This window comes from Azospirillaceae bacterium (assembly GCA_028283825.1).
Classification (GTDB): Bacteria; Pseudomonadota; Alphaproteobacteria; order Azospirillales; family Azospirillaceae; genus Nitrospirillum.
Map to the genome: position 1 here is coordinate 779,050 of JAPWJW010000001.1, position 25,290 is coordinate 804,339.

A 25,290-nucleotide genomic window follows, 5' to 3' on the forward strand; every position below is an offset into this window, starting at 1 on the left:
CGCCCCCTATCCCGATCCGTGAACCCGATCACACCAACGCCGCGTCCAGCGTGATGTCGGCGTTCAGGACGCGCGACACCGGGCAGTTGGCCTTGGCGTCGGCAGCCAGGTCCTGGAACTTGCCCGCCTCGATGCCCGGCACCTTGGCCCGCACCGTCAGCTTGACGGCGGCGATGCGCCAGCCGCTGCCTTCGCCTTCCATGGTCAGGACGGCATCGGACTTGATCTCCTCCGGCGGAAAGCCCGCGCCCGACAGCTGGAAGGCCAGCGCCATGCTGAAGCAGCCGGCATGCGCCGCGGCGATCAGCTCTTCCGGGTTGGTGCCTTTGCCATCGCCGAAACGGGCGATGTAGGAATAGGGAACGGCGGACAGGGTGGCGCTCTGCGTCGTCAGGGCGCCGGCGCCATCCTTGCCGGTACCGTGCCAGACGGCGTTCGCGGTGCGCTTCAATTGGGCCATGACGTTCTCCTCATCCAGTGGATATGCCCTTGGCGGTGCTATCGTCGGCCAAGGTGCGGTGGTTAGACTAGCAAGCTAGCGCGTCAGTTCCATGGCATCAGGGACCGATGCGCCGGTCGCAACCACACCAGGCCTTTCATGCATCGTTTCCTTCTGCGCCGCTTTTGGCTGGTTCTGTTGCTGGCGGTGATGGCGATAGGCCCGGCACGGGCCCAGACGTATCAGGATCGCGCGTGGCAGCGGGTCGATGCGGCCACCCTGGCCTTCCGGGGCCAGATACAGCCCCGCCGCTTCTTGCCCACCGAACATCCGGTCAGCGATGCCGTCCTGCTGGCCCGTAACCTGACACCGGAAACCCGCACCCTGGTCCTGTCCTCCGGCGGGGGTGACGTGGCCGTTGCGCTGGCCATGGCGCGGATGATCCACGAACGGCGGTTGAACGTGGTGGTGGACGGGCGGTGCGCTTCGGCCTGCGCCGTCCTATTGTTCCTGGCGGGCGATCAGAAAGCGGTGCGGCCCGGTGCTGTGCTGGAGTTCCACTCCACCAACAGTCTGGATCCGCGCGACACACCCGATGCCCACCTCCGGCTGACGCGCGAGATGCAGGCCATCCAGGGCCGGCTGCCCGACCTGGCGCGGGACGGCGTGGCGGTGGCGCCGCCGGATTTGGGCGGTGCGACGGTGGATGCGATCCTGGCGGCCCGGCGGCAGAACGCGGCCCAATTGCGTGACGACATCGCCGCCCTTTACCAGGACCTGGGCGTGGACGCCGCTCTGCTGGGCGATATCGATCGTGCCGCCGATGCTTATCTGGCGGACCATCCCGACCTGACGCGGGATCAGGTGTGGTGGTGCCTGTCGCCACGCCTGTTGGCCGACCGCTACCACGTCACCGGCCTGGGGGATGTGTGGATGCCGGATACGGCGGACGCCCTGACCCAGGCGGCGGAACGTTTCATCACCGGCGGCATGCACCTGATTCGCGACCATTGGTGAACCGGCGGTTTCAGGAAGCGTGGCTGTCGTCCATCCACCAGCGCCGGCTCAACGCCTGCACATCTTCCATCTGCCGGTCCAGGACGCCCAGAATGCCGCCGGTCCACGTCTCGAACACGGCGCTGCCGTCCAGCGCCCGCACATTCTGCGGCAGGGTGCGGATCAGGTAGACCGTGTTTTCCCCATGATCATAGTCGTGGCCCAGTTGCTGGAAATAGAAACCCGGCATCTTGAAGCGCGGCGTGCCGCGATAGGCCAGCACCACGGTGTCATAGCTGCGTTCGTCCAGCGCCGCCGCCGTCTGCAGCAGGGCGCGCAGCACGTCCAGGGGGCTGGCGGCCGGCTGGGTGCCCCAGATATCCACGACCAGGGTATCGGGCAGGACAAACCCGCGATGATAGGCCACGACATGCACGGGGCCATTCCGGGGATCCTTGCCCAAGGCGTGCGCCACCGGCAATGCGACAAAGGCAAAGTTCCAGACGGCGATGGCCGCGACCAGGACGGCCAGTCCGATGGCCCCTTTCACCCACGTCTTCAAGTCGCAGAATCTCCGCAGCGAGCATAACTGACGCCATGCTAGCGCTACCGGGGAATAATGCAATCGATAGGCGTAAAATATCGATATATTAATACGTTAACGCGAAATCCATCGCCATTTCGGCGTGCAGGCGCGTCGTGTCGAAAACCGGCAGATCAATGTCGCTTTTATTGATGATCATGCCGATTTCGGTGCAGCCCAGGATAACGCCGTCGGCGCCCCGCGCCACCAGCCGTTCCACCTCCGCCAGGATGGCGGCCTTGGACTCCGAGCGGACCACACCCTGGCACAATTCCGCATAAATGATGTGGTGCACGGTGTCGCGTCCGGGCGCGTCCGGGATCAGGGCGTCCACCCCATAATGCTGTGCCAGGTGGCCGCGGTAGAATTCCTGCTCCATGGTGTAACGCGTGGCCAGCAGGGCCGGGCGGGTGCTGCCGGCGGCCTTCAGTGCGCGGCCAGTCGCGTCGGCGATGTGCAGCAGGGGGATGGACGTCGCCGCCCGCACGGCGTCGGCCGTCTTGTGCATGGTGTTGGCGCCGATCATCAGCGCCTCGGCGCCTGCGCCCTGCAGGCGGCGGGCGGCGTCGGCCATCAGGGCGCCGGCCCCGGCCCAGTCGCCGGCCTGCTGCTTGGCCGCCACCTCGGCGAAATCCACCGACCACAGCAGCACGCGGGCGGAATGCAGCCCGCCCAGCCGGTCGCGGGCGATGGTGTTCAGGTGGCGGTAATACAGGGCGGTGCTTTCCCAGCTCATCCCGCCGATCAGGCCCAGCAGCCGCATGGTGCGTCCCCGTTTCCCATTGTCAGGGCGAAACGGTCTCACAGCACCATGGACGCCGCCAGTTGGAAGGGCGCACGGGTGCGTTGCACCCGGGCCAGCAGCCAGGCGCCCTCCAGCGCGATGAAGAAGCGTTCCGCCCGCTGGCGGGGATCGGGCACGCCCAGGCGCTCCGCATGGGCCGTCGTGCGGGCGGCCCAATCCTCCAGCACCTCGGCCACCACGGCGGACAGGCGCGTGGACTCCGGTATGGCGCCGATGACCAGGGCGGTGACCGGGCAGCCGTCGCGCCATTCCGACGCCTCGAACCAGTCGGCAATGCTGCCGGCCAGGCTGTGGACGCCGTCGGCGAAGGTGGCGGCCTCCGCAAACGCTTGGTCGATCATGCGGGCGATGCGGTGGCCGGCCAGGCGTGCGGCCTCCTCCGCCAGTTCCTCCTTGCCGCCGGGGAAGTGGTGGTAGAACGAGCCCTTGGGCGCGCCGCTGACGGCGATGATCTCATTCAGGCCGACGCCATTGTAGCCCTTGCGCCGGAACAGGGTCACGGCGGTATCGACGAAGTGTTTCTTGGCATCGGAAAGGCGCGGCATCCCCCTTTCATGCCAATTGTATGTCGGTCGGTCTAGTGATAACGGTTCTATGGTGACTGCCATAGAATGGGCATCGCGAGAGAACCGGGGAGGGGGCGATGGCGGCGGAACAGGCGCGGGTGCTGGAACAGGCGGTGGACCTCGCCACGCCGGATGGAAAACGCCTGGCCGGCCGGCTGGTGCTGCCCGTCGGTGAGGGGGTGCCCAAGGTGGCGGTGGTCCTGCATGGCGCCACCGGCGTGCCGCGTGATTATTACGCCCGTTTCGCCGCCTGGCTGGCCCAGGCGCGCAATGCCGCCGTGCTGATCTACGACTATCGGGATTTCGGCGCTTCGGCCACCGGGCCGGCCAACCGCTCCGACGCCACCATGGCGGCCTGGGGCGTGGTGGACCAGGCGGCGGCGTTGGACTTCCTCTGCGCGCGCTTCCCGGTGGCGGAAATTTGGGTGGTGGGCCATTCCCTGGGCGGCATGTGCCTGCCCTTCCACGCGAACGCCGGGCGGGTGGCGCGGCTGATCGCGGTCGCCTCGGGGCCGGCGCATTGGACCAAGCATCCGCTGGCCTACATGCCGTCCGTCATCGCCTTCTGGTTTCTGCTGGGCCCCCTGGCCACGGCTGTGCTGGGGTACCTGCCGGGGCGGCTGCTGGGCTTGGGCGCCGACCTGCCCCCGGGCGTGTTCTGGCAGTGGCGGCGCTGGTGCACGTCACGCGGCTTTTATCGGGGCGATTGGGGGCGGCACATGCCGCAGCCGGTGCTGGGCCGCATGACCGGTGCTGTCACCCTGGTGGCCGTCCAGGACGACCAGATGATGCCGCCGGAAAGGGTGCGCCGGCTGGCGGACTTCTACCCCGCGGCGCGCATCGGCCACCGCCTCATCACGCCGGCGGAGGCCGGGTCCAAGGCCATCGGCCATCTGCGCCTGTTCGCGGAGCGTAACGCCCGCGCCTGGCCCCTGTTGCTGGAGGATGCGGCTTAGGCGGCGACGGCCGCCGGCGGGGCCACGGCGCGTTCCAGCCGACCCAGCAGCACGCCGAACAGGGCGGTTTCGGCCCGGCACATCTCCAGCAGGCGGCCGGCGTCCCAGGCGCCCAGGCTTTCCAGCCGGGTGCCCATGTCGGCCAGATGGCCCTGTTCCTCGGCCAGCAGGCCTTTCAGGGAAATCCTGGAGCCGGCGGCGCGCAACGCCGTCTCATACAAATGGTAGAACCACACCGCGCGGAACTCCACGATCAGCGACACGTGCAGGTACAGGACCTTGGAGCGGGGCGGTTCGCCCGCCAGGCGCTGCTCCACGGCCATGTCCAGCTTCTGGAAATACAGGCGGCCGGCGGCTGGCGACAGCAGGTCGGCCTGGACATAGTCCAGCGGCCGGCGGGCCACACCCTCGGCATGGCGCTTGAAGAAGAAGGCGTGGCGCGCCTCTTCCGCCAGGTGTTTCAGCGTCGGCTGGTCCATGCCGGCGCCGTGCTGGGTGATCATGATCTTGTTGCTGCCCATATGTTCCATCAGGGACAGCTCATTCATGAAGCGGGCATGGGATGTCGGCGTGCGCAGGATTTCGGTCAGGAAGGACTGAACCCGGGGCAACAGGGCCGCATTGTCGGCCTCGAACGCCGTGCGCACCGCATCCAATGACATCTGCATGACCGTGAAACCTGTTTCCATGAAGCCCCGTCGGGCGGCGGCGCACTCTGCGCGCGGGTGGCGGGACCGGGCAACATGAATCGACGCCGTGGTTATGCCACCATCGACGCGCCATCATGGTGCATCATCCAGGGGGAAGCCCACCGCCCATGTCCAGGCCCGCGACATACCGATCTTCAGGTCCAATCCGCGCAATGCTCGTGGTGCTGGCCTTGTTATTGCCGCTGCCGACTGGTCCGGTCTGGGCCCGCCAGGACGCGTGGACACCGGATGCCGACAGCACCCCTGTCGTGGATCCACCGGCCCGCGTGGGGCGCCTGGCCCGGGTGCAGGGTACCGTCTCCTTTCGCGCCGATGGGGCTAATGAAGGGGATTGGACCGTCGTCCCACCCAACTATCCGCTGACCGGCGGCAACGATCTGTGGGTGGAGGCCGGATCCGGCGCGGTGGTGGAGGTCTCGATCACCCGGGTGGCGCTGGACGGCGGCACGGAACTGGACATCACCACCCTGGACGACCACGCGCTGGTGGCCGATCTGGTCCAGGGCCAGATCTATGTTCGCGTCCGCGGGTTGCTGCCCGACGAAAGCTACACCTTCCGCACCCCGCGCGGCGACGTCACCCTGGACGCGCCCGGGCGCTATCAACTGTCGGCCGGCGACGGCCAGGCGTCGACGCGCGTCACCGTCCTGGAAGGCCTGGCGTGGATCAATGGCGACGGACTGTCCCTGCGCCTGCAGGGCGGCCAGACGGGGGAGATATCGGGCGATGACCCGCCCAACATCAGCGTGCTGCCGGTCCAGCGTGACGCCTTCCTGACGGGCGCGCTGGCGGCCGACCGGGTGGGGTCCTCCACCCCGCCCGACCTGCTGGGCATGCCGGGGGCCGATGACCTGGCGTCCTACGGTGTCTGGCAGGTCACGCCGGATTACGGCCAGGTCTGGTATCCACAGGTGGCGCCGGACTGGGCGCCCTACCGCCAGGGCAGTTGGGTCGATGTGGCGCCCTGGGGCCGGACATGGATCGACAGCGCGCCGTGGGGTTTCGCGCCCTTCCACTATGGGCGCTGGGTGGACATCCGGGGCCGTTGGGCTTGGGCGCCGCGCGGCGGCAATGTCGTGCCGGGCGCGCCGTTCCGCCCGGTCTATGCGCCGGCCCTGGTGGCTTTCTTCGGCGCGGGACCGTCGGTCGGCTGGTGCCCCCTGGGGTGGCAGGAGCCCTACCGGCCCTGGTACCGGACCAGCCGGTTCTACGTGGACTATGTCAACCGCCCGGCGGTGCGTGGTTTCACCCGGGGCGTGGGCGACCGTTCCCTTGACAGTTATGCCGACTGGCGCGGCGCATCGATGATGGCGGCCGACGGCAGGCGGGGGGTGCGCCCCTTCGACGACCGGCAGTTCGGCGGCCCCGCCCGTGCCATGGCGGGCGGCCCGCCTCCGTCCTTTGGTCAAGGGGTGTCGCCGGCGGCCACCCATCCCCCGCACAGGCCCAAGCCCAGGCCATTGTCGCGTCCCGATGTCTCATCCGCAGGTCGCCCGCTGCCGATGATGAATGGTCCCACGGAGCGGCCCGCGCCGGTTTGGAGGGGCGACCGGCGCCCCGACGCGGCTCGCGCCCAAGCCCCCATGCAGCACGGCCCGCCTGATGCACGGCCGGGGCCGCCGCGTCCGCCGGATCATCACCCGCCGTCCGGCCCTCCTGCGCAACAGGCGCGGCCAATGCCACATCCCACGGCACCTCAGGCCCAGGCGCGCCCCGTCCCGGTCCAGCCATCCCATCCGGAACCGGCACGGCCGGCGCCTGGGCGCAATGACAGCCCCGCCCTGCCGCGCCGATAGACGCCAAGCTCAGGTCGGGTCCGGCGCGCGGAAACTATCGTGGTGGCGGATGACTTCCTTGATGATGAAGTTCAGGAACTTGGCGGCGAAGTCGGGGTCCAGGTGCGCGCCTTCGGCCAGGCGGCGCAGGCGCTCGATCTGGGCGGCCTCGCGGCCGGGGTCGCTGCTGGGCAGGTCGATGCGGGCTTTCAGCGCCCCCACCTGCTGGGTGCATTTGAACCGCTCGGCCAGCATGTAGATCAGGGCGGCGTCGATGTTGTCGATGCTGTCGCGCAGGCGCTGCAACTCGGGATGGGTGCCCCCCGGCGTACTGGTGGGGGCGGGGTTCTCGGCGCCGGACATGGGCACTCCTTCATCGCGCGGACGATCTGTCGGGCGCAGACATTAACGTCCCCGGCGGCGTATCGGCAGTGAAATTTGCAGGGGGCCTTTTATAATAAATGATCCCATATAATCGGATTTTTGCGCGATGTCGTCCGTCCGAGGGCCATTTCACGATATAATAACGTCAAGCTGAATGTCGGATAGGGGCAGCGGCGGCGGTTTAGGCCGTGCCCCATTAATTCCCGGTCTGCGACCATTTTTCGCCACCTTTGGCTGTTTTCCTGTAACTGCCCGGTGATGCCGGGCGTCCGGGGCAGCCGCCCCATTTTGTCAGAAGGACGAAGCCCATGCTTTCCACGACCGACAAGACCGCCGGCCAGTCCCGGTTCCGCCCCTTCCTGGCGCGCGGTGCAGCCGCGCTGGCCTTGGTTGCCGGCCTGGTGGCGGCTCCCCTGATGACCGGGACCGCCCAGGCGCAGGTGGTGGTGGTCAAGCATCCCGTGCACCACCATCACCATCACCACCACCATCATCATCACCATCGCATGGTGCACCACGTGGTCCACCCCCATTGATCAAGGGCCCCTGATCGGCGCGCGGGACGCGACTTTTCAGGGGTAGCACCCGCCTTCTAAAGACCTGATCAGGTCTGAACGACACCCCGGTGGAACCGAACCGTTCCCCGGGGTGTTTTCATGGGGCGCGCCATCCCGGGTTGCACGCCACCATCGACGATCCCGGGATGGGGCAAAGGACATACCCCCGCCCTGACCACATTGTTTGCGGTGCCGCGACGCTTTTTCGCCACCATTGGGCGGTCCCCTGAAATCACGCGATTCCTACAGGTCAAGGAGGACGACCCCATGCTCACGAAGTTTACCGCCCCGGGCTGGACCCGCAAGGTGACCGCGCTGACCCTGGCCGCCGGCTTGGCGTCAGCACCGGTGTTGAGCGCGGCCGCCTGGGCGCAGACCGCCCCGCCGACCGGCACCCCCATGCCCGGCACGCCGGAGGCCGAAGGGCCCAGCACCGCCGGCCGGTCCAGCAACCTGCCGCCCGCCCCCGACAGCACGTCGCCCAATCCATCAAACTCCCACACCCTGCCGGGCGACCGCGACCAGCCGGACACCAGTTCGACCATGCCGCCGGCCCCGTCGGACCAGGGGCCGTCCTATTCGTCCCCGTCCTCTTCCCAGGCGATCGGGGAAAAGCCGCCGGTGGTGCAGCCGTTGCCGGCGCACGATCCCAATGACGACAAGGGCAAGACGACCAAAAAGTCATCGAAGAGCCATGGCGGCGGCATGAAGAAGACCGACCCGGGCATGGGGTCGGATGAATCCTCCCCGCCGCCGGCGCCATCCAATACCGATAGCGGCGCGAGCAACCAGCCGGAGACACCGCGCCACTAACCTTTTGAAATGCCTATGTGATGACCAGAACCCCCGGGACGGATACGCCCGGGGGTTTTGTTCGTGCGCACGGCGCCTTTTTCTCTGAGCAGATTTATCGTACAAAAGCGCGCCGGCTTCGTGCCGCCCAAAGAACAATCTGATCCGGGAGGATGTGGCGCCCCATGCGTAAGCTTATCCTGGCCTTGGCGGCCTTGTTTTTCTGCCAGCTGTTGGCGCTGGCTCACCCAGCACTGGCGGACGACCCCAAGGAGGTGGAGCCGCCGCGCCTGCCCAACGGCTTGGCCCTGACCCCGCCCATGGGCTGGAACACCTGGAACAAGTTCGCCTGCGAGATCAATGAAGAGGTGATCCGCAAGGCCGCCGATAGCCTGGTCGACACCGGCATGGCCAAGGCCGGCTACAAATACGTGGTGATCGACGATTGCTGGCATGGCGCCCGTGACGCCCATGGCGATATCCAGGCCGATCCCGCACGTTTCCCGTCCGGCATCAAGGCGTTGGCCGACTACATCCATTCCAAGGGCCTGCTGTTCGGCATCTATTCCGATGCCGGCAAGCGCACCTGCGGCAAGCGGCCGGGCAGCCTGGGCCATGAATACCAGGATGCCGCCCAGTACGCCGCCTGGGGTGTGGACTACCTGAAGTATGACTGGTGCTATACCGGCACGCTGGACGCCAAGGCGGCCTACACCCTGATGAGCGACGCGCTGCGCGCGTCCGGCCGCGACATCGTCTTCAGCATGTGCGAATGGGGCACTGCCAAGCCCTGGCTGTGGGCCCAGAACGTGGGCAACCTGTGGCGCGCCACCGGCGACATCTATGACGGCTGGCAGGGCAAGAAGGACTATTCCCTGGGCGTCATGGACATCCTGGATCTGGAGGCCGACCTCCATCCCTATGCCGGTCCCGGCCATTGGAACGATCCCGACATGCTGGAGGTCGGCAACGGCGGCATGACGGAGACGGAGTACCGTTCCCACTTCAGCCTGTGGGCTCTGCTGGCCGCCCCGCTGATCGCCGGCAACGACCTGACCGCCATGTCGCCCGCCACCAAGGCCATCCTGATGAATGCCGAGGTCATCGCCGTCGACCAGGATGCCCTGGGCGCCCAGGGCCGGCGCGTGGCCAAGCAGGGCGACCTGGAGGTCTGGTCCCGTCCCCTGGCCAGCGGCGATCGCGCCGTGGTGCTGCTGAACCGCGGTACGGCCCCGGCCCGGATCACCGCCAACTGGTCGGACCTGGGGTATCCCGCCAAGCTGCCGGCCAAGGTGCGCGACCTGTGGCAGGCCAAGGACCAGGGCACGGCCAAGGGCAGCTATACCGCCGAGGTGGCGCCCCACGGCGTGGTCATGGTGACCGTCCGCCCGGTGACCTGACGGTTCCTGCGGGGGCGTCCACCCATGGATCGTCCGGGGTGGGCGCCCCCGCAGTCAATGTCTGAAAAATCCCTTCTGTCCCAAAGACTTCACTGAAACCACCACCGCCCCTGCGGTATTACGTCCCGCCTGGCACATCAGGGCGACGGGTTGGGCGGGGTTGCCCCGTGTCAGTGCGACTGAGTGGTCTATTCTCTGGGGGCATGGGGCATCGTGGCGGTCTTTGGGGGCGTTTTCGGCCGCCGCGCGTTCAAGCGCGCGGCGTTGCTTGCGGGTGTGGCGGCCTTGTCCGTGCTGGGGGCCTGCGTCGATGTTCCGGACAGTTCCCCCCTGCCGGATGCGTCGGCCCCGCCGCCGCCCTCCTATGCCGCCGACGCCGCGCCGCCGCCCCTGATCCTGGTGTCCATCGACGGTTTCCGCACCGACCTGATCGACCGGGGTGTGACCCCGACGCTCAGCGCGCTGGCGGCCGACGGCGTGCGGGCCAAGTCCATGCGCCCATCCTTCCCGTCGCTGACCTTCCCCAACCACTACACGCTGGTGACCGGCCTCTATCCCGACCATCACGGCATCGTGAACAACACGATGGAGGATGCGGAACTGGGGCACTTCGCGCTTTCCGAACACGCCGCCGTGGCCGACGCCCGGTGGTGGGACCAGGCCACGCCCCTGTGGGTGACGGCCCAGGACCAGGGCCGCCGCACCGGCATCATGTTCTGGCCGGGGTCGGAGGCGCCGATCCAGGGTGTGCGGCCCGATCATTGGATGCCTTTCGACGCCAAGATGCCGCCTGACCAGCGGGTGGACACCCTGCTGGGCTGGATGGACCTGCCGGCCGACCAGCGACCTGCCTTCCTCACCCTGTACTTCGACCAGGTCGACCATGCCGAACACCAGACGGGCCCGGACAGTGCCGAGACCAACGCCGCCCTGGCCCAGGTGGACCAGGCGCTGGCCCGGCTGGTGGATGGCCTGAAGCGCCGTGGCCTGGCCGACCAGGTCAACCTGGTCATCGTGTCCGACCACGGCATGGCGGCGACGGCGCCGGACCGGCAGGTGGTGCTGGACGACATGGTGGATGCCGCGGCGCTGCACGTCGTCACCACCGGCCCGCTGGCCAGCATGGACATCGTCCAGGGGCATGCCGACGCCGCGGTCAAGCTGGTGGGCCGGCATGAGCACATGGAATGCTGGCGCAAGCAGGACCTGCCGGCCCGCTTCCACTACGGCACCAACGACCGCGTGCCCCAGATCCTCTGCCTGGCCGACAACGGCTGGGTCGTCACCACCCATGCCGACTTGGAAAAGCGCAAGAAGGACCAGGATGGCAAACAGAAATCAGGCAAGCGCGGTGACCACGGCTATGACAATGCCGATGCCGACATGCGCGCCCTGTTCGTCGCCCATGGCCCCGCCTTCAAGCAAGGCCTGGTGGTGAAGGAATTCCCCAATGTCGACGTCTACCCCCTGCTGGTGCGCCTGCTGGACATCCAGGGCGAACGCAACGACGGGCACCTGGAAGACACGTTGGACATGCTGCGGCCCGGTTTTTGATCTGGCCGTGTGCATTGGACCTGTAGGCGGCATGAGGCTGAGCCTCATGCCGCTGTAGGACGCGACCGCGTCCGCCGGAGATTTCCGGGGAGCCGAAGGCGGACTGGGAATCGAGGATAGCCAAGGGCCCGGACGGGCCCGCCGGCGCCTGAGGAACTTAGAAGCTAAACGCCAGCCGCAGATTGCCCCACAGGTGGCGGTTGACCAGGATGGGGCAGTCCACTTCCTTGATGCGCACCATCTGGCCGTCGCCCATGTCGCGGTGATAGGCCTGGATCAGGAAGGGCCGGGTGTTGCGCGCGGCGGCCAGGCCCGTCCGGTCCATGTACTGCCGCCGGCCCCGGCAATGGGCGGCGTCGCGGTAATGGTCGCCCTTGGCGCTTTCCGAATAGCGGGCGTTGTGCGTGGGCAGATAGGCGTTGGTGGTGGTGGCGACGCAAAAGACGACGCGGCGGTCCAGGTCCAGCACCGGTTCCTGCAGGGCGGGGAACAGCCGGTCGGTCAGGGCGGTGTAGGGGGCCGTGAACTGTTCCGGCGTCGTGCCGGGGATGGGTTCCAGCACCTCGCTGAACAGCGCGTCGTGGGTGATGTCGCCCTGCGCCATGGCCTGGCTCAGGGCCTGGGCCATCTTGGTTGCCGTTTCCTGGGCCACGGCGATCAGCCCGTCATCGGCCTTGATCATGGCGAAATAGGCGGCCTTCAGCCGTTCCGCCGTGGCCGCGTCCAGGATGTCGAACCGGACATGCAGCCCCGACGGGCTGTGCGCGGCCAGCACCGACGGCAGGTCGCCGACCCCATCCAGATGCAGGATGGCGGCGGTGCCGTCCGGCGGCACGTCGTTGGCGTTATCGGTCAACAGGGCCACGGCCCCGCCCAGCGACAGGTCCAGCATGCGGGCCGGGCGCCGCTCGCCATTCACCGTCATGTTGACGGCCAGGTCGCAGGGAATGCGGTCGGACTCGCGCCTGTCGCCCGCCACCGACTGGCGCAGCACCATCAGCAGGCGGTTCTTCATCTGGGCCACCGCCTGGTTGGTGGCGGCCACCTGCTGGCTGACCGTACCGGCGGCCAGGCATACGGTATCGGCCTGGCCGCGGATGTGCTGCACGCTGCCCGACACCTGGGTCGCCCCGTCGGCGGACTGGACCGCTCCCCGGCCGATTTCCGCGTTGGCGGCGGCCTGTTCCTCCACCGCCGCCGCCGTGGCGGTGGCGGCCTCGTCAATTTCCTCAATGGTATGGATGACGGCGTTCAGGGCGTTGACGCTGCCCTCCACCGCGTCGCGGATGCCGGCCACCTGGTGCGCGATCTGGTCGGTGGCGCGCGCCGTCTGGCCGGACAGGTTCTTGACCTCGCCGGCCACCACGGCGAAGCCCTTGCCGGCCTCACCCGCGCGTGCCGCCTCGATGGTGGCGTTCAGGGCCAGCAGGTTGGTCTGGCTGGCGATGTCGCCGATCAGGGCCAGGACCTGGCCCACCTCGGCCGTCGCATCCTCCATCCGGTGCAGGGCATGGGCGGCGTGGCGCGCGTCGGCCACCGCCCGGCGGGCGATGTCGCTGGACCGGACGGCCTGGCTGGCGATTTCGGCGCCGGCCGCCCCCTGTTCCTCCGCCGCGGCGGCCACGGTGCTGGCGGTGCCACTGGCTTGCGCCGCGGCGGCGGCCACCACCACGGTGTCCTGCTGGACCTCCTTGATGTTGCCCAGCAAGCCGGTGACGGCCTGTTCCACCGCCGCCGCCGTGCGGCTGATGTCGCGCCAGGTGGTTTCCAGGTCGGTTTCGATCAGCTGGCAGGTTTCCAGCAGGGTGCGGCGCGTCGTCTCCTGCTCCCGCGCTTCCAGTTCCACCCGTTCGCGCGCCTGATAGGCCAGGATGGCGCGCAGGGCCCGCAGGCGCGCCGCCGTGGGCTGCACATCGCGCAATGCCGGCAGTTCCACCACGTGCAGGTGGTTGCCCTGGATCAGGGCGTCGATGTCCTGGCGCTGGCGCACCAGCACGCGGCGCAATTCCCGCGCCAGGATGGTGCCGCCGGCCAGGGTCGCCGGTACGCCCAGGGCTGCGGCCCATAGCGGGTTGAGGCCGGCCGCCGTCGCCGCCAGGGCCGCGACGGGCAGGGCGCCGGCGGCCGCCAGCCGGGCGTTCAGCCCGCTCAGCCAGCGTGCCGCTGCATTGGCCAGCCCTATCCCCACCACCTGGCCCTGGGCCAGGCGGATGCCGCTGCCGGTCTGGCGCAAGGTGGCGTACAGCCGATCCGCCGCCGCCACGTCCGCCCGGGCGGGCTTGGTGCGGATGGAGATGTAGCCGGTGATGCGGCCATCCTCCTGCACCGGGGTGACGTTGGCCCGCACCCAGTAGAAGTCACCGGACTTGGCCCGATTCTTCACCAGTCCTTCCCACGGCTGCCCCGACTGTACGGTGGTCCACAAATCTGCGAAGGCCGCGCGCGGCATGTCCGGGTGGCGCACCAGATTGTGCGGTGCCCCCAGCAGTTCCGACTCGCTGAAGCCGCTGATATCGATGAATGCCTGGTTGGCAAAGGTGATGCGGCCCTTGTCGTCGGTTTTTGAGACCAGCATTTCGCCATCGGCGACAAGGATTTCATTCTGGGTGACGGGGCCGTTGTCGCGCATGTCGTTTCCCTTGCCAATGATTGGCGCTGGTTGCGGTCTGCGGCCTTTATCTTTCATTTTATGAAATTGTATTTGATCTAGAGCAAACCTATCCGACAGCATACCTTCGAATATGCAACCCAATCATTTTACCAGAAAACCAGTTCCCGGGCGGCGGTCAGTGCCGCCCGGGAACGCCCGGTGAACGGTCGTACCGGCCCGCTGCCGTTACTTGGCCCGAGGTGCCGTTTGGGCCAACAGGGCCGCCAGCTTGTCCTGCCACAGCGCCGCCCAGGTGTGGGTGCCATGGCCATGGGTCTGGTCGCTGGCGGGGATCAGGATGAACTGCGCATGCGGCATGCGCTTCACCAGCTGCTCGGCGATGCCCAGTTCCGGCGGGTTGATGAAATCGTCGCCGGAATTGATCCAGGTGACCGGGATCGTGATGGTTTCCAGTTTGGGTGATGGGTCGTAGGTGCGCGACGCGTCCAGCTGATAGATCAGGTCGTTGGCTTCCATATGGTCGATCTGCCCCTCCACCAGCGTCTGCACGGCGGCGTCGGCCGCCTCACGCGTGGGGTAGGATTTCTGCATCTGGATGGGGGCGCTGCCGGCGATGACCAGCAGGCCGGATGCGGTGCGCAGGCCTTCGCGCGGCGGGGCCTTGTACTCGCCCCCTTGCCAGGCGGGGTCGGCCTTGATGGCGCTGATCGCCATCTGGCGCCACAGGCGGTTGCGGCCGGCGATGGTCTGCGGCAGGCAGGCCAGCGGCATCAGGGCGTCCATGTCCTTCGGATAGGTCTCGCCCCAGACGAAGGCGTGCATGCAGCCCATGGACGTCCCCATGACCAGGCGCAGGTGATCCACGCCCAACCCCTCCGTCACCAGGCGGTGCTCCAGCGCCACCATGTCGTCGTAGTCGTAATGCGGGAAGCGGGCGTGCAGGCCGTCGCTGGGTTTGCTGGACTGGCCGTGGCCGATGTCGTCCGGCAGGATGATGAAATACTTGGCCGGGTCCAGCACGCCGCCCGGCTGGAACAGCACATCGCTGAATTGTGGGCGCAGGAACTGCCCGCCGGTGCCGCCGGTGCCGTGCATGATCAGGATGGCGTTGTCGACATGGCCCTTGGCGTCGCGGTGCGGCGTGCCCAGGGTGGCATAATGCAGCTTCACCTCCGCCAGGGTCTCACCACTGGCGAACTTGAAATCCTTCACCACCACGTCGGCTTCATGCGTTACCGGCTTCACCGGGGCGGCGCCGGCCGGCGACAGAAGCGTGCTGGCCAGCAGGGCGCCCAGCAGGACGGGCGCGCGCAGGGCGCGGGCGATGGGTCGGATCATGATGTGAAGCTCCAGGCCTGGTTTTTGTTGTATGCAATATACAGCCTGGGCGGCCAGACCCTGCATACGCCATTGGTAAAAGGGCAGATTCAGGGCGCTCGGTTGGCCGGCCGGGCGGCGATGGCCTTGTGGGCGCGGTCCAGGAAGCCATGGGACAGGGCGTGGTAGATCGCCTCCGCCCCCATCATGCGGGCGGCACCGCAGCCGATCAGGCTGCCCGCCATGATGGGCACGGCCAGGGCGTGGTTGCCGGTCATCTCCAGCACGATGACGAAGGCCGTGATGGGGGCCTGTACCACGCCGCTGAAGTAACCGACCATGCCCACCAGCACCGCCACCTCCAGGTTGGCGCCGGGCAGCAGGTGCCCGATCTCCGCCCCCAGGCCGGCACCCACGGCCAGGGAGGGGGAGAAGATGCCACCCGGAATGCCGCTGATGGCGGAAATGACGGTGGCCAGCCACTTGGCGGGACCGAATAGGGAGGAGACGGCGGCCGCCGCCTGCGGATGGGCCACCCCTTCCAGCAGCGCCTTGGCCTGGGCGTAGCCGGTGCCGTAGGTGTCGCCGCCGGTCGCCAGGCCCAGCAGGGCCAGCGCCAGGCCGCAGCCGGCCGCGAACCACACGGGATGTGCCTTGATCCAGCGGCCGGCGATGCCGGCGTGGCCCGGCCAATGGCCGAAACCCCGGGCCAGACGCACCACCACCCGGCTGAAGGCGCCGCCGGCCAGGCCGCCCAGCACGCCGCACAGCGGCACCAGGGCCCAGTCCTGCCAGGTCGCCATGTGGACGGTGCTCTGTCCGAAATAAAGATAGTCGCCCTGGATGGCCAAGGGGGCCGCACCCGCCACGGTCACGGCGGCCAGCACCAGGGCGCCGGTGCGCATGTCGAAGCCGCGCCCCATTTCCTCAATGGCGAAGACGATGCCGGCCAGCGGCGTGTTGAAGGCGGCGGCCACGCCGGCGGCACCGCCGGCCAGCAGCAGGCCGGGGAAACGCCCGCCGAAGGTGGCCCCCACCCGGTGCATTAGTGACGCGCCGACCTGTACCGTCGGCCCCTCACGTCCCACCGAGGCGCCGACCAGCAGGCCCAGCAGGGTCAGCACGACCTTGCCCACGGCCAGGCGGATGGACACCAGGGCCGTGCGCTCCTGCCCGTCGCGCAGTTCGCGGGCGGCGATGGCCTGGGGGATGCCGCTGCCGCCGGCGTTGGGGAAATAGCTGCGGGTCAGCCAGACCGACAGGGCCAGGCCGGCGGGCGTGGCCAGCAGGGGCAGCCAGGGATGCGCGCCGGCATAGCGCCCGAACAGCTCCTGGGCGCCGTCCGCCAGGGTGGCGAAGATCACCGCCACCAGCCCCACCAGGATACCGCCGCCCCAGAACACCAGCCGGCGTTGCCAGCCGTCGCGGGAAAACCACAGGCGCCGCGTGCGGCGGTATGCTGCTAATGCCATTGGGAACTGCCTTCGCCCGCCCATTTCACGCAGGCGCGGGCTTTTATGGAACGGAAAAGCCCGGCCACCTTAGACCACGATCCGGCCCGGGACGACCGGATCGTGGCCCATCACCAGGGCATCTGCCCTGTCCATCAGGCATGCGCTTGACGGGCGCTTATTTTGGCGTGCCGGTGCCGTTGAACGGCGTGGTCTTGCCGCCCATGCTGGTGCAGGTGCCGGCCTTCACTTCCTTCCAATCCTGGCCGTCATAATTCTTGGTGGACTGGCCGGCGCAGGAATGGGCGCCCGCGGCGCAGCCGTTCTGGCCCGCCTTGGTGATGCCGTAGCATTTTTCCACGGCGTCTGCCGCGTGGGCGGGGGCCGCGAAGGCGGCCAGCGCTATGGCGCCGGCCAGGGCCGCCGCCGCGACGGTGCCGGCGTTTTGCGGCGTGGGATGTGTGGTGGTCTTGTGGGACTGGGACATGGGCCTTCCTCCTGTTCAGGGCCGGATTTACGGGTGGACCCCATCCGGGATGGCCCCGAAGATACGGGCAGGGTCCCCCGGTTTCAAAACGTCCTTTGGGGCGGATGTGCGATAAGGGGCCGCGGATGTGCGGCAACTTCCAGTGAAGGATGGATCAGCGCATGGGTGACGCGTTTCAAGCCGACGACATGATGCGGTATGCCGTCGGCCTGCACAAGGCGGGGCAGACCGCGGCGGCGGAGGATCTCTACCGCCAGGTGATCGCACGGGAACCGGGGCGTGCGGACGCGGCGCAGCTGCTGGGCGTGCTGATGGCCCAAGCCGGACGCCTGACGGAGGCCGAGGCCCATTTGCGCCAGGCCCTGCTGCGTTTCCATGCCGTGCCCGACCTGCACCTCAGCCTGGGCCTGGTGCTGGTCGATCTGGGGCGCGCGGATGAGGCGGCGGCCTGCTGGCGCCGGGCGCTGGCCCTGGCGCCGCCGGACGCGCCGTGGGTTGCGGACATCACCGCCCGCCTGGCCGCCGCCCCGCCGCCGCCGACGCCATCGGCACCCAAGGGGGGGGCTGCCATCCTCATGGCCCAGGCCCGGGCGCGCCTGCGGGATGATGAGCTGTCCACGGCGGAAAAATTGTGTCGTGAGGCGTTGAAGCAGGACCCGGCCTGTGCCGACGCCTGGAACATGCTGGGCGTGCTGGCGCTCCAGCGGCGGGATGCCGACGCGGTGGGGCATTTCGCCCAGGCGGTGCGCCATGCGCCCCAGGCCATCGAACACCACCGCAATCATGCCGCCTCCCTCTACATCCTGCACCGCCCGGCGGAAGCGGCGGAGGTGCTGAACCAGGCGCTGGTGGTCATCGGCGTGCGGGGTGTTCTGCTGGCCGACCTGGGCGATGCGCGTTTCGCCCAGGACGACGCCTTCGCGGCTGCGGCCGCCTATCGGCTGGCGCTGGAGCATCTGGCGCGCGAGGCGGCATCGGGGGATGAAAGCTTACTACGCCCGGCCATCGATCCGGCCCGTGTGCAGGGTAATCTCACCCGCGCCCTGTGCGCCTGCGGTCTGCCGCATGAGGCGGTGGCCGTGGCGCGGGAACGGGCGGCGGCGGCGCCGGGCGTTCCGGCCTGGCGCGACCTCGCCATCGCCCTGCTGGCCGCCAACGATCCGGACGCGGCCCTGGAACCCGCCCTGCGTGCCGTGGAACAGGCGCCGGAACGGGCCGACCTGCGGGTGACGGCGGCGGCGGCCCTGATCGACAGCAACCAGGTCGACCGCGCGGCGGCCCAGGTGGCCATTGCCCTGGAACTGGATCCTGATTCGGCGGAGGCGTACGCCAACCGGGGCTTCATCGCCTTGCGGCAGGGGGATGCGGTGGCGGCGGAACAGGCGTTCCGCACGGCGCTGGCCAATCATCCGCCGACCATCGACGCCAACATCGCGGTGCTGCACCAGGGCCTGGGCATGGCGCTGTTGCGCCAGGGCGATATCGCGCAGGGCGCGCCGCACTTCGCCTGGCGCACACGCACGCCGGGCCAGGGACCGGCGCTGGCGGATGTGCCGGTCTGGGACGGCCGGGTGCAGCGGGGCGGGCACCTGGTGGTGACGGCCACCCGCGGGCATGGCGACCTGCTGCACTTCATCCGATATGCCGGCCTGCTGAGGCGGCGGGGCATGCGGGTGATCTTCCGGGGCATGGCCGCCTTGGTGAACCTGGTGGCGGCGTCAAATCTGGTGGAGGATGCCGGCCCGTTGGACCGGCCGTTGCCGCCACCCATGCCGGGGCAGGCTTGGTTCCAGGCCGACTGCCTGGCCCTGCTGCCGCTGGCCGCGACGGACATGGGGTTCGCCGGCGAGGCCGTGCCCTACCTTGTTCCCCCGGCGGAGGCGGCGGCGCGCTGGCAGGGCGTGCTGGATACCCTGCCGCCTTTCCGCGTGGCGCTGGCCTGGGCGGGATCGACGCAATTCGCCTATCACCGCCACCGCGCGCCCCGCCTGGCGCCGCTGCTATCCCTCCTGTCCGATTCCCGGCTGGCGGGCCGTGTCGGCTGGGTATCCGTGCAGACGGATGAGGGGCGGCGTGATTTTGAGCCGGCGAAGCTGCCGCCGGCCGTGCTGGCGGACTTCCTGGACGTGGCTGACGGCTTGCGCAGCTTTTCCGATACCGCGGCCATCCTGGCCCAGGCCGACTTGGTCATCGCCATGGACACGGCGGTGGCGCACCTGGCCGGCGGCTTGGGAAAGCCCTTGTGGCTGATGCTGGACACCGGCTCGGAATGGCGCTGGCAGGGAACCCGCACCGACAGCCCCTGGTATCCCACCGCCCGCCTGTTCCGCCAGGGTCGGTCGAGCGATTGGCCCGGCGTGGTGTCGGCGATGGCCGACGCCCTCCATAGCCTTTTGGTACAAGCGTGACACCTTGACGCGCCCCGGGCCGCCGCCGCATCGTTCGACGATGCGGATGTTCGTGCGCGGCAAGGCGGGTAATGCTGGATTTATCAGGAATTTTTGATCGAACCGGTACGCTTCGACGCCCCTCATATCGGGGTTTGCTGACGGAAATCTGGTCGCTGGCGTCATACCGCCCCATTCAGCCGCCGCCCCTGCCGCAGGGCAGGGGCACGGTGCTGGTGATTCCCGCCTTCCTGACCGCCGATCCCTTCACCGGCCCCTTGCGGCGTTTCCTGGGCCAGTGCGGCCATGCCACGGTGGGCTGGGGGCAGGGCATGAACCTGGGGCCCACAGCCGCCGCCCGGGACGGCCTGCGCCGCCGCCTGGATGAGGCGTGCGCCCAGGCCGGCGGGCCGGTGGATGTCGTGGGCATCAGCATGGGCGGCCTGCTGGCGCGCGACCTGGCGCTGGACCGGCCGCACCAGATCCGCCGCGTGGTGACGGTGGGCAGCCCCGTCCGCCTGCCCACGGCCAGCCCGCTGGAACCCCTCATCCGCCTGTGCGCCCGCCACTACGCCGGCGACCTGGCGCCGGAGCGCCTGGCCCAGCCTTTGCCCATGCCCTCCACCGCCATCTACAGCCGCGACGACGGTGTCGTGGCCTGGCAAAGCTGCTGGGTGCCGGAACCGCTGGGCCAGGTGGTGGCGGTCGAGGGTCCCCACGTCACCATGTGCCGCAATCCCGAGGTGCTGCGCGCCCTGGCCCAGGCGCTGGCATAGGGGCGCCATCGGCCGGCCCGCGCCGGCCCGCCGGGTTCATTCGGCCGGATCGTCGCGGAAGATCATTTCGATGGGCAGGCCGAACAGCCGCCCGATCCGGAACGCCAGCGGCAGGGATGGGTCGTAACGCCCGGTCTCCAGCGCGTTCACCGTCTGCCGCGACACGGCCAGGCGGTGCGCCAGGTCCGCCTGCGTCCAGCCGTACCGTGCCCGCATTTCGCGCAAGCGGTTGTTCATGGCCGGGCTCCCCGGTGGGACAGGGCGGCCTCAATCCTCATCATCAACGGCCTCCACCGCTTCAGGCCCGGCCAGCTGCCGGGCGATGACATGCCCCAGCACCCACAGCAACACCATCAGCGGCCAGACGAAGAACATGGACAGGCGGGGGAAGCCCGCCACCTCCAGAAAGCCGTAGGTGAAGGTCAGCAGGGCGGTGCCGACGAAGGCGAACCCGATGGCGACCAGCTGTATCCGCGCCTCCTCCGGCCCGCTGCGGCGCAGATGGCGCACCACGGCCCACCAGATGCCGATGCAGGCGACCATGGGGGCCAGGCCCACCACGGTGCGGGTGCCGCCCTGGACCCAGCCGTTGTTCAGCGCCACCAGCGCCAGGGTCATCAGCAGGCCGTAGGCCAGCAGGGCGACGGTGAATTCGATCAGATGGCGTTTGCCGTTCATGGCGACGGATCTTCCATCAGGGGCGGTGGCGGCAAGCGCGCGGGAGCTTGGCACCTGACTTCAGGATACAGGCAGCCGGCGGCCCAAGACAAGCATGCGCGACATGGTGCGAGGGGTTTCTCAGGCCGTGGCGATCAGGGTGTTGAAGGCATTGATCCGTCCCACCAAGGGGCCGTCCCGCCGCATCAGCATGCGGACCTGCAAGGGTGCCAGGGGGAAAGGCAAGGGCGCCAGTACCGAGGTCAAGCCCAGGGTGCGCAGCAGGTGCCGGCCGTTCTGGTGCACCAGGACGCAGAAATCGGCCCGGCCGTAACGCACGCGTTGCAACATGCCCTCCGTCGTGCCGCTGCGTTCCAGCCGCAGGCCGCGGGCTTCCAGTGCGTCCATGTCGGGGCCGTAGGCGCTGCCCAGCGGCGCCACACCCAAGGGGGCGGGGCGCCCCCGTCCCAGCAGGTCGGCCACGCCATGGTACAGGCCGACATCATCAATGCGGACGAAGGCGCGGACATCGTCCCGGGCATACGGTTCCGTGTACAGCAGCCGTTCCGTCCGCGCCGGATTCCAGACGGAGGAGATCAGCAGGTCCACTTGCCCGTGCGACAGGGCGGCCAGCGCCCGTTGCCAGAGGCCGTAGGTTTGCAGGACGTAAGGCAAGCCCAGGCGGGTCAGCGCCGCTGTCGCCCGGTCCATCCCCAGGCCGTGCAACTGGTCGCCTTCCTCCCAGCTATAGGGATACCAGGCGGGGTTGCCGGCCAGCCGTATGGGGGCTGGCGCCGCCGCGGATGCGCCGCCAGCCAGCACACCGCCGGCCAGCAGGCCCAACGCCCGCCGCCGGCCCACGGCGCGGACGTGCCATCGCCCGCCGTCCTCAACCTTCGCCCGTATTGTCACCCAACCCCACCCGGCCGCCGCCTCTTCGGCTTGGGCGGCCGTCCCCACGATTGTTCCCGGCGCCGATACGCCTTTCGGGATGCCCAACCCCGACCATCCCGCGCAAGAATGGCAAAACCCGACGCCCCTGTCGCGGGGAAGGTGCGCTTGACCCCAATGTTTCATGAAGTCTTTTCAAGGCGCTGCGGGGAAAAAACAAACCCCCGAAGGCCGGCGGGCGTTCGGGGGTTCGTGATGGTGCCGACGGATGTCCCCTCAGGGGAACATGTCGTCGACGGCGCTTTGGCTCAGTTTGCCATCGGTGCTGGGCGCTTCCGGCGGCTTGGCCGGTTTCTTCTCGGCCTTGGGCGGCGGGGGCGGTGGTGGAGCCACCGGCACCGGTGCCGCGACGGGGGTGGGTTCCGGCGGCGGGGGCGGTGGTGGTGCGGCGGCGGGCATGGCGCCGCCATCCATCAGGGCATCCACCATGTTCTGGTCGATGCCGCCGCCGTGCAGGGCCGGCCCATGCATCAGATGGGCATCGGGCCGGACGTCCTGGTCGTCCATGATGGCATCGGCGGCCTCACTCTCCAGGCCCCAGATCTCGATCATGGTGTGCACCCGGCGCTCGATATAGCGCATGGTGTTCACGACCTTGGTCATGCGCTGGCCGGTGATGTCCTGGAAGCTGCACGCGGTCATGATTTCCATGACCTCGTTGTCCAACTCGCTGGCGACGGCCGGCGATTCGCCGCGCAGGCGGTCGGCGACCGTCTGGATGCGTTCCGCACCGTTCAGGATTTCGGTGGTCGCGTGCTCGGTCGCCTGCAGGATGGCGTCCAACTCCTCGGTCGCCAGCATGATGCGGTTGGCCGAGGGATCGTCCGGCTTCAGGGCCGCGATCTCGCGCCGGGTCTGGGCGATATGCGACGCCATCTCCTGCAGCTCACGCCGCAGGATGCGGATATGGGCGCCGGAACCATCGGCCTCGCCCCCTGTCTTCGCTTCCTTCAGCAGGCGGCGGACGTCGTCAATGGCGACCACCCGCCCGCGCCGGTCGCGCATGCGCAGGAAGGCACGCCCGCGTGCCGTGGACTGCAACGCGTCCTCGATACGGGCGTATTCCTCGTCAGACAGGTCGGAAAAGAAATCCGACACAGACATCATCCCAAGGCGCCGATAACGCTCTCGATCTTTTTCTTCAGCGTGTCGGCGTTAAAAGGTTTCACGATGTAGTTGTTGACGCCGGCTTCCTTGGCGGCAACGACGTTCTCGGTCTTGGACTCGGCCGTGACCATGATGAAGGGCATGCTCTTCAGGCGCACGTCGGCGCGCACTTCCTTCAGAAGCTGCAGGCCGGTCATCGGTTCCATGTTCCAATCGGAAATGACCAGACCGAAGCTGGCGCCGCGCAGCTTGGCCAGCGCCTCGGCGCCATCGGCCGCCTCTTCGATCTTGGTGAAGCCGATCTGCGTGAGCAGGTTCCTGATGATGCGCCGCATCGTCGCGTAATCGTCGACGACAAGGACCTGGATATTCAAGGACACGCAAACCCCCAAGTGCCAAAAGTTGAGCGGAGACTGGAAACAGGGCGCGGGAGAGTGCCCCCTCCGATCCGGTGGCCGGCCAGTGGACCTGGACCGGGGTGGGCGACCTACCCCTTGCGGGACGTCCCGTTCGGAACATGAAGACGCATCCCCGGCGCGTCCCTTTATGAACAGCACCGCGCGGCACTTTGGAAGGGGGCCAAACGGTTGTCAAGCATCGCCCCGGATAGCTTGCCGCTTTGCCAATATCGCCAATGCCGCCAAAGGGGTTGGCGTCCCCATCTCAACCCCCGATAGGCTGGCCTCCGCCACGCGTGGCGGCCAGCGCCAGGATGTGGTCACAGGCCGCCGCGACGGCATCGCCGGCGGCTAGGCGCGCCGCCACCGCCGCGCATCGCCGATGCAGCACCGCATCACCCAGCAGGCGGTTCAGGGCCGCCGCCACCCGCTTCGGCCCATAGCGGGTGATGGACAGTTCCTCCGCCACGCCCAGGCGGACGCAGCGCGCCGCGTTGTCGTGCTGATCATGGGCCATGGGGCGGATCAGCTGGGGCACCCCGGCGGCCAGCGCCTGGCTGGTGGTACCGATGCCGCCATGGTGGACCAGGGCGGCCACGCGCGGCAGCAGCCGGCTGAACGGCGCATAGTCCACCCGGATGAAATCCGGAGGCAGCTTGTCCGGCACCTGGTCGGCATGGCGGGTCAACAGCACGCCGCGCCGGCCGATGCGGCGGCAGCCCTCGACTGAGGCGACGAAGAAGTCGCGGGCCAGCGCTGTGGCCGTGCCGGCGGTAAAGGCCACCGGCGCTGTACCCGCCGCCAGGAAGGACGCCAGCGCATCCGGCAGGTCAGGGCCAAACGCCTGATCGTAGAGGGGGAAACCGGCCAGGAACAGGTTGGCGGGCCAGTCCGGCTGTGGCGGCGCGAACCAGTCGGGGAACATGCCGATGACCAGGTCGGCCTGATTCAGCCAGTCGCCCATCAGGCGCCGCACCGGGGGCAGGCCCACCTGCCGGCGATGCCGGTTCACGGCCGCACCCAGGGTGCGGTCGACCAGCAGGCGATCGGCCAGATACCAGGCGAATCGCTTCAGCAGGCGTGGCGTGCCGCTGCCCATCGCCATGCCGCCGTGGCGCGGCGCCTGGTGTTCGGTGCGCAGGATGGCGGGCGCCAGGTGCACGGTCACGGACGGCAGGTCGTATCGTTCCGCCAGCGACCGGGTGATGAAACCCAGGGTGCTGCCAATGACCAGGGTGTCGCCCGGCACCACGTCCGCGCTCATGGTCGCCCACACGCCGGGATCCGCCTGGTCCAGCGCCCGCCCCATGGCGGTCAGCGACCGGATGGGATGGTTCATGTCGGGATCGCGCAGCAGGGAATGATAGAACTCCGCCGTGCCCAGGCTGGTGAAGGGCAGGTTTGCCCCCACAGCCAGGTCCCGGAACGGCGCGGCTGCGTAAAGATGGGGCTGGTGGCCCCGCCGGCGCAGTTCACGGCCCAGGGCGATGAAGGGCAGGACGTCCCCATGCGATCCGGCGGCGACGATCAGGATTTTCATAGGGCGGCGCGCGACGGTTTCGTTAGGGGGACATCCCACCATAGCGCGAGCCCTTGGGGGCGCGGTACCGGCATGCGCATGGGGCCGCGTT

Annotated in this window: 25 protein-coding genes; 9 read left to right on the top strand and 16 right to left on the bottom strand. The window is 68.7% G+C overall.

Annotated features, from left to right (window positions below):
- Positions 1 to 28 precede the first annotated feature (28 nt).
- A complete protein-coding gene (locus PW843_03020; protein ID MDE1145578.1) occupies positions 29 to 460 on the bottom strand; it encodes an OsmC family protein in 432 nt (143 codons plus the stop codon).
- 138 nt (positions 461 to 598) lie between these two features.
- Here PW843_03020 and PW843_03025 point away from each other — a divergent pair, with 138 nt between their 5' ends.
- Positions 599 to 1,456 (top strand): hypothetical protein, encoded by an 858-nt coding sequence (locus PW843_03025; GenBank protein ID MDE1145579.1) that lies wholly within the window; start codon positions 599 to 601, stop codon positions 1,454 to 1,456.
- Positions 1,457 to 1,466: 10 nt separating this feature from the next.
- Here PW843_03025 and PW843_03030 read toward each other — a convergent pair whose 3' ends face one another.
- The 3 genes from PW843_03030 to PW843_03040 form a co-directional block, all read right to left on the bottom strand.
- Positions 1,467 to 1,997 (bottom strand): hypothetical protein, encoded by a 531-nt coding sequence (locus tag PW843_03030; GenBank protein MDE1145580.1) that lies wholly within the window; start codon positions 1,995 to 1,997, stop codon positions 1,467 to 1,469.
- A gap of 88 nt (positions 1,998 to 2,085) precedes the next feature.
- Positions 2,086 to 2,781 (bottom strand): aspartate/glutamate racemase family protein, encoded by a 696-nt coding sequence (locus PW843_03035; protein ID MDE1145581.1) that lies wholly within the window; start codon positions 2,779 to 2,781, stop codon positions 2,086 to 2,088.
- A gap of 38 nt (positions 2,782 to 2,819) precedes the next feature.
- A complete protein-coding gene (locus tag PW843_03040) occupies positions 2,820 to 3,368 on the bottom strand; it encodes a TetR/AcrR family transcriptional regulator (protein ID MDE1145582.1) in 549 nt (182 codons plus the stop codon).
- A 98-nt stretch (positions 3,369 to 3,466) separates the two neighbouring features.
- On the opposite strand from PW843_03040, the gene PW843_03045 reads away from it, so the two are divergent.
- The gene (locus PW843_03045) at positions 3,467 to 4,345 is read left to right on the top strand and encodes an alpha/beta fold hydrolase (protein MDE1145583.1); all 879 of its coding nucleotides are present in this window, start codon (positions 3,467 to 3,469) and stop codon (positions 4,343 to 4,345) included.
- Here PW843_03045 and PW843_03050 read toward each other — a convergent pair.
- Positions 4,342 to 5,013, bottom strand: a complete 672-nt coding sequence (locus tag PW843_03050) for a hypothetical protein (GenBank protein MDE1145584.1) — start codon at positions 5,011 to 5,013, stop codon at positions 4,342 to 4,344. The two genes, PW843_03045 and PW843_03050, sit on opposite strands and share 4 nt — an antisense overlap.
- 194 nt (positions 5,014 to 5,207) lie before the next feature.
- Between PW843_03050 and PW843_03055 the strand changes: the two genes are divergently transcribed.
- Positions 5,208 to 6,851: a hypothetical protein gene (locus PW843_03055; GenBank protein ID MDE1145585.1), complete on the top strand. Its 1,644-nt coding sequence runs from the start codon at positions 5,208 to 5,210 to the stop codon at positions 6,849 to 6,851.
- A gap of 9 nt (positions 6,852 to 6,860) precedes the next feature.
- Here the strand turns inward: PW843_03055 and PW843_03060 are convergent, their stop codons facing one another.
- Complete coding sequence (locus PW843_03060) at positions 6,861 to 7,193, bottom strand: chorismate mutase (GenBank protein MDE1145586.1); 333 nt, start codon at positions 7,191 to 7,193, stop codon at positions 6,861 to 6,863.
- Between the two features lie 329 nt (positions 7,194 to 7,522).
- On the opposite strand from PW843_03060, the gene PW843_03065 reads away from it, so the two are divergent.
- The 4 genes from PW843_03065 to PW843_03080 all read left to right on the top strand — a co-directional run bounded on the left by PW843_03065 (position 7,523) and on the right by PW843_03080 (position 11,517).
- The gene (locus tag PW843_03065) at positions 7,523 to 7,750 is read left to right on the top strand and encodes a hypothetical protein (GenBank protein MDE1145587.1); all 228 of its coding nucleotides are present in this window, start codon (positions 7,523 to 7,525) and stop codon (positions 7,748 to 7,750) included.
- Between the two features lie 288 nt (positions 7,751 to 8,038).
- Complete coding sequence (locus tag PW843_03070) at positions 8,039 to 8,584, top strand: hypothetical protein (protein MDE1145588.1); 546 nt, start codon at positions 8,039 to 8,041, stop codon at positions 8,582 to 8,584.
- Between the two features lie 164 nt (positions 8,585 to 8,748).
- Positions 8,749 to 9,963, top strand: a complete 1,215-nt coding sequence (locus tag PW843_03075; protein ID MDE1145589.1) for a glycoside hydrolase family 27 protein — start codon at positions 8,749 to 8,751, stop codon at positions 9,961 to 9,963.
- Positions 9,964 to 10,176: 213 nt separating this feature from the next.
- The gene (locus tag PW843_03080; protein MDE1145590.1) at positions 10,177 to 11,517 is read left to right on the top strand and encodes an ectonucleotide pyrophosphatase/phosphodiesterase; all 1,341 of its coding nucleotides are present in this window, start codon (positions 10,177 to 10,179) and stop codon (positions 11,515 to 11,517) included.
- 157 nt (positions 11,518 to 11,674) lie between these two features.
- Here the strand turns inward: PW843_03080 and PW843_03085 are convergent, their stop codons facing one another.
- From PW843_03085 to PW843_03100, 4 genes are all read right to left on the bottom strand, one after another.
- Entirely contained in the window at positions 11,675 to 14,146 is a 2,472-nt protein-coding gene (locus tag PW843_03085) for a methyl-accepting chemotaxis protein (protein MDE1145591.1), read from the bottom strand.
- Between the two features lie 207 nt (positions 14,147 to 14,353).
- Entirely contained in the window at positions 14,354 to 15,466 is a 1,113-nt protein-coding gene (locus PW843_03090) for an alpha/beta fold hydrolase (GenBank protein ID MDE1145592.1), read from the bottom strand.
- 89 nt (positions 15,467 to 15,555) lie between these two features.
- Positions 15,556 to 16,917 (bottom strand): chloride channel protein, encoded by a 1,362-nt coding sequence (locus PW843_03095; GenBank protein ID MDE1145593.1) that lies wholly within the window; start codon positions 16,915 to 16,917, stop codon positions 15,556 to 15,558.
- 157 nt (positions 16,918 to 17,074) lie between these two features.
- Positions 17,075 to 17,383 carry a DUF2282 domain-containing protein gene (locus tag PW843_03100; protein ID MDE1145594.1) on the bottom strand — a complete coding sequence of 103 codons (309 nt, stop codon included), beginning with the start codon at positions 17,381 to 17,383 and terminating at the stop codon, positions 17,075 to 17,077.
- Positions 17,384 to 17,544: 161 nt separating this feature from the next.
- On the opposite strand from PW843_03100, the gene PW843_03105 reads away from it, so the two are divergent.
- Both PW843_03105 and PW843_03110 read left to right on the top strand, forming a co-directional pair.
- On the top strand, positions 17,545 to 19,791 hold the full coding sequence (locus PW843_03105) for a tetratricopeptide repeat protein (protein MDE1145595.1): 2,247 nt from the start codon (positions 17,545 to 17,547) through the stop codon (positions 19,789 to 19,791).
- Between the two features lie 134 nt (positions 19,792 to 19,925).
- On the top strand, positions 19,926 to 20,546 hold the full coding sequence (locus PW843_03110; protein MDE1145596.1) for a hypothetical protein: 621 nt from the start codon (positions 19,926 to 19,928) through the stop codon (positions 20,544 to 20,546).
- A 36-nt stretch (positions 20,547 to 20,582) separates the two neighbouring features.
- On the opposite strand, the gene PW843_03115 is transcribed toward PW843_03110, so the two are convergent.
- From PW843_03115 to PW843_03140, 6 genes are all read right to left on the bottom strand, one after another.
- The gene (locus PW843_03115) at positions 20,583 to 20,783 is read right to left on the bottom strand and encodes a helix-turn-helix transcriptional regulator (protein ID MDE1145597.1); all 201 of its coding nucleotides are present in this window, start codon (positions 20,781 to 20,783) and stop codon (positions 20,583 to 20,585) included.
- A gap of 30 nt (positions 20,784 to 20,813) precedes the next feature.
- Positions 20,814 to 21,224: a hypothetical protein gene (locus PW843_03120; protein MDE1145598.1), complete on the bottom strand. Its 411-nt coding sequence runs from the start codon at positions 21,222 to 21,224 to the stop codon at positions 20,814 to 20,816.
- Positions 21,225 to 21,344: 120 nt separating this feature from the next.
- Positions 21,345 to 22,163 (bottom strand): transporter substrate-binding domain-containing protein, encoded by an 819-nt coding sequence (locus tag PW843_03125; protein MDE1145599.1) that lies wholly within the window; start codon positions 22,161 to 22,163, stop codon positions 21,345 to 21,347.
- A 207-nt stretch (positions 22,164 to 22,370) separates the two neighbouring features.
- On the bottom strand, positions 22,371 to 23,261 hold the full coding sequence (locus PW843_03130; GenBank protein MDE1145600.1) for a protein phosphatase CheZ: 891 nt from the start codon (positions 23,259 to 23,261) through the stop codon (positions 22,371 to 22,373).
- Positions 23,258 to 23,641: a response regulator gene (locus tag PW843_03135; GenBank protein ID MDE1145601.1), complete on the bottom strand. Its 384-nt coding sequence runs from the start codon at positions 23,639 to 23,641 to the stop codon at positions 23,258 to 23,260. The genes PW843_03130 and PW843_03135 overlap by 4 nt, the downstream gene beginning before the upstream one ends.
- A 283-nt stretch (positions 23,642 to 23,924) precedes the next feature.
- Positions 23,925 to 25,199, bottom strand: a complete 1,275-nt coding sequence (locus tag PW843_03140; GenBank protein MDE1145602.1) for a glycosyltransferase — start codon at positions 25,197 to 25,199, stop codon at positions 23,925 to 23,927.
- Positions 25,200 to 25,290 lie beyond the last annotated feature (91 nt).